The 4178-nt window shown below is 42.3% G+C and carries 7 protein-coding genes and 1 pseudogene; 6 read left to right on the top strand and 2 right to left on the bottom strand.

The features are described from left to right. The first annotated feature begins 311 nt into the window (after window positions 1-311). From C5O24_RS14520 to C5O24_RS11180, 6 genes are all read left to right on the top strand, one after another. Window positions 312-638: a nucleoside triphosphate pyrophosphohydrolase family protein gene (locus C5O24_RS14520; protein WP_107681838.1), complete on the top strand. Its 327-nt coding sequence runs from the start codon at window positions 312-314 to the stop codon at window positions 636-638. 5 nt (window positions 639-643) lie between these two features. Continuing rightward, window positions 644-1147 (top strand): hypothetical protein, encoded by a 504-nt coding sequence (locus tag C5O24_RS11205; RefSeq protein ID WP_107681837.1) that lies wholly within the window; start codon window positions 644-646, stop codon window positions 1145-1147. Further along, entirely contained in the window at window positions 1137-1781 is a 645-nt protein-coding gene (locus C5O24_RS11200) for an FAD-dependent thymidylate synthase (protein WP_107681836.1), read from the top strand. Before C5O24_RS11205 ends, C5O24_RS11200 begins: the two co-directional genes overlap by 11 nt. A gap of 3 nt (window positions 1782-1784) precedes the next feature. Next, window positions 1785-2210, top strand: coding sequence for a hypothetical protein (locus C5O24_RS11195; RefSeq protein WP_107681835.1), 426 nt, complete (start codon window positions 1785-1787; stop codon window positions 2208-2210). Further along, window positions 2194-2532, top strand: coding sequence for a nucleotide modification associated domain-containing protein (locus C5O24_RS11190; protein ID WP_205961101.1), 339 nt, complete (start codon window positions 2194-2196; stop codon window positions 2530-2532). The genes C5O24_RS11195 and C5O24_RS11190 overlap by 17 nt, the downstream gene beginning before the upstream one ends. Before the next feature lie 195 nt (window positions 2533-2727). Beyond that, window positions 2728-3153 carry a hypothetical protein gene (locus tag C5O24_RS11180; RefSeq protein ID WP_133165551.1) on the top strand — a complete coding sequence of 142 codons (426 nt, stop codon included), beginning with the start codon at window positions 2728-2730 and terminating at the stop codon, window positions 3151-3153. Window positions 3154-3207: 54 nt separating this feature from the next. Here C5O24_RS11180 and C5O24_RS11175 read toward each other — a convergent pair whose 3' ends face one another. Both C5O24_RS11175 and C5O24_RS11170 read right to left on the bottom strand, forming a co-directional pair. Then, entirely contained in the window at window positions 3208-3636 is a 429-nt protein-coding gene (locus C5O24_RS11175) for a hypothetical protein (RefSeq protein WP_107681832.1), read from the bottom strand. 2 nt (window positions 3637-3638) lie between these two features. Then, window positions 3639-4178 (bottom strand): annotated as a pseudogene (locus tag C5O24_RS11170) (phage tail tape measure protein); the annotation flags it as partial.

Here is a 4178-nt window from a genome sequence, read left to right as displayed (position 1 = left end):
ATCTACGCTACGTTCACAACCTCCAGCACTTCTACCGGATGTTTGAAATCGATAAGCCTATAATCGTATGAGATGCCCGGTATGCAATGGCGTTGGAATGGTTGACAATCCGCGATTCTACAACAGGCCATGCTGGGACGCATGGGAAAGCGGAATACCTACAAGAATACGATGCCGACACTGCGGTGGCTATGGCTTTATTATAGGCGAAATCAGCGACATCATCCCGGCACTGCAAACGGCAGTAGATGAACATCGCGGGCTGACCGCAAAGGAAACAAAGCAAATACTAACGACACTTCTTAAAGAAAATAAATCTTAACGAATATCAGGAAGCCGCCCTTAAAACGGCGATTTATCCCAACGACGGCAAGGTTAACTATCTTGCGCTTGCCATCTGTGGCGAAGCCGGAGAATTAGCCGATAAGGTCAAGAAAATCTTGCGCGACAAGGACGGCGAATACAAGGAAGCCGACAAACACGCCCTCGCGCTGGAGCTTGGCGATATTATGTGGTATGCCGCGAACCTGTCAAGTGTTCTCGGTTATAGTCTTTCTGAAATTGCGGAACTTAATATAGCAAAAATCGCCGGCAGAGTGGAACGTGGTACGATTCACGGAGTCGGCGACAATAGATAATCATCATGGCTGCTGACACGACCTTATCAATAACGCAGATAGAGCTTGGACTCGCGCAATATTTCAATTTTCGGAACAATGTAATCGTGCCTAACGTATCATGGGGCTTACTTAACCATGAAGCCGACCTGTTGATACTGAACAAAAGCGGTTATCTTACCGAAATTGAAATCAAACGAAGTTGGGCAGACTTTCTCGCAGACTTTCGGAAACGGCATACGCACGAAGACACAAAGGTATCGTGGCATTACTACGCAGTGCCGGAGTCAATCGTTGATAAATGCCGTGAAAAACTTGCAGAAGTTGACCCCGGACACAGATGGGGTCTTATCAGCTATGCCGCGTCATGGGATGGCGAGTGCTGGCCTAAAATAGAATCGCAACCGTCAAACATACACTATCATTGCAGTGAACGGAAATTGTATTTAGAGGAGCAATTTCAGCTTGCAAGACTTGGTGCAATGCGCACGTGGTCACTTAAAGAAAAAATCATCAAAAATGGAAAATAAACCCAATATCATTGTCAAGAAGCATACCGGCGTGGAGCTTGTTCAGCTTGCCGCCAGTTTTACATCCGGTCACGAAAGTAAGATAACCCTGAAACGTGCCTACAAAACGGAACACTCCATCATAAGGACACAAATCTTCACGGTGGAATGTTACAATATCCCTCTTTTTGTAAGCACCCATTTCATCCGTCATCATGTGGGTTCACAGCCTTACCAATTAACCTGTCGTATCGACCGCCCCGGCGGTGGTAATCCCCATCTCAAGGAACGTATCGCAGAGGTCAACGAATTGCTCGCAGATGGAAGAATTGAAGAAGCCTGTGATATTCTGAATTGGCTTGCAGAAAATTCAGACCGCTACACAAAGGTGAATCTTCTGCTTTTTGGAAATGCGCAAGCATTTATTGATATGGCAAAACTCCGTCTTTGTACCACTGCTTCACCTGAAACAAGAGAAATCTTTCAGGTTATAAAGTCCAAGATTGCAGAAGTTGACCCCGACTTAGCTCCATTTCTTGTAAAGAAATGTGTTTATCGTGGAGGTATCTGCTGTGAACTTAAATGTTGCGGATACAACAAATCTGATATGTTTCAGAAAGAACTCGCCCAGTATAAATTACTTTTCTCCAATTAGGCTATGGATGACGATGGAATCCAATATATCAAGTTTATGAATGAAGAATGTAGGCTACGTTACCTTATCGATAAGTATAAGGAACATGATAAGAAACGTAATCGGTACATCGCACATCTATTGCGAATGAATGACCAGCAAGCCGAAAAGATAAAACGACTTGAGGCTCTTTCGGAACGTCAGCATGAAGAAATAGATGAGTTGATGGATGCCTACGATGGTGCGAAGCCTTTAATTGCAGACAAGGCACACCGGGCATACGTCTATGAACTTATCAAAAGGGCAAATGAAGCGAAAAAGAATAGACGGGTGGTGGAAAAGCTCACAACCGAAAATACCCGTCTATCCGAAGAAAACAAAGGTCTGAAAGACCGGGTAAAAGCACTTGAAACAATCATCAAAAATCTACATAATGGAACAAAACAATAATCCCCGTGTCATTGACTTCTCCAATGATTTAGAATCAGTCAATGACGACAAATCTCCGGATGTAAAGGCGTTTAAGAATACCGTTAGCAAAATGACCGACATCTTTATCGCTAAGAACCATGATTATGGCAATTCATTTGGGGAAACTGTGCGCGAGCTTGGTGTTGTTGCCGGCTTCGCTCCTATCATGCACAAGTTCAATCGCCTTAAAAACATCATTAAGGGAAACACTCCCCTTGTAGAGGGCGAAACCATCGAGGATACTCTGCTTGATATGGCAAACTACTGTATCATGCTTAATATGGAAATAAGCCAAAAGTAAATGATATGACCATTCAATATTTCAAGTTATATCTTGCTGGCATCATCTTCGGAATAATTCAGATGAGCGCAGATTTATTAAAGGCTGTCTATGAAACAGATTATTTTATGATAGCTTTTATGGGTCTTATGTTTATCGTGATGATAAGGCTATTGATTTGGGCGATGCGTGAACATAAACGAGAAAGAATGAAATATGGCAATCAATCCCAATCTCATAAATAACCTGCTTGATGTTTTCGCAGAAGCGGAAAAAGTCAGAGAAAAGGGTGTTATGCCCGGTCTGAATGAGCAATATAAGCAATTTGGAATAAAGTATTTTGTATCTTACAAGGAGGTGGAACATATCAAAAATATGTTTCACCGGATAGGTAGGTATGATGAATCAGAATCATTGAAACTGCTGAATATTTCACCGGCAGAAAGATATGTCTTTAACCAAAGTCTGAAAGATATGGTAGAGGAAATGGTGATGAAGATGATTCAGGATGGAGTCATTGTTCTTGAGATAAAGGATTCTGATTACGGCAAACCATCATCGGAACTTACATTGACGGTTCGTGTTGTAAATCCCAGACCAACCATAAGGCGCATTGATATTCAAAGAAAAGATAAGGATTAAATAAAGGGCGATTGGATAATACCGACCGCCCTTTATAGTTATGGAAAAGTATGTTTATGTACGATTAGCAGGATTTGGCTCTACGAATTTAAGCATCATGTGGCAGAATGTACGTTGTGCATTCATTCCATAATCAGTGCCTTTACCACGATATATCAGATGATACACATCCGGGCTTTCTTGAGGTACTTGCAACGTGATTTCACCCTTATACATAAGAGCAAGAAAACTATTTTTCTTTTGCAGAAAGTCTTCTTTGGAACTACCGGTAATGGTAAAATCCAGAAGCAACTCACGGGATGCAATCTTTGGATTAGCATCTACAATGATGCGTTTTCCGTGTTCAAGGCGCGACTCGTTTTCGATATTTTCCTTTAATGTCAATGGCTCGGTCAGCGCATCAAGAAAACCATCCCCCATACGCACCCCAAAGGTATCATATACAGAATATTTGTTGATTTTAAGTTCCGGTATTTTATTCATGCTTAGAGATTTTTAGTATTTTTCTTGATTTCAGCAATGTCAGCTTGCATCGTCTGAATAGGCTTGACAATCGCCCCAGTGTTTTCACTGATAGTCTGCAATTCGATGTAGATTTTTGCAAGCTGACGCTCGATGTTATCCTGATGAACGTTGAAACGGCTATATTCCATTGCAATCTGGATAAGTTCATCGGTCATGTCCGCAAGAGTCATTGCAGAAATGTTGTCGGTAGCCTTGATTGATTCCACAGCTTCCTGCATTGCCGTCATCCTGCCAATGATGGCAAGACCCGTATCTTCCGTAATGGTAGTAACACCGGCTTTTGATGCCTCCTGCGAATACGCACTCCCGGCATCCCATCCCATAGCCTTTTTAAGACTATCGCGGTCAGTTATGGCACTATTTACGATGCTGTCCCACTCCTTTTTCAGTTTGGCTTGCTCTTCTTCGGTCAGACCATTGTCATCATTCATAGCATCTGCAAACCCCTCATACCACTTTTTCAAGAGGTCATTATATTTGGAGTTCATAAGGCTATTGAT

Source organism: Paramuribaculum intestinale (genome assembly GCF_003024925.1).
GTDB classification, from domain to species: Bacteria; Bacteroidota; Bacteroidia; order Bacteroidales; family Muribaculaceae; genus Paramuribaculum; species Paramuribaculum intestinale.
This window is presented reverse-complemented; position numbering and strand designations above follow the sequence as displayed.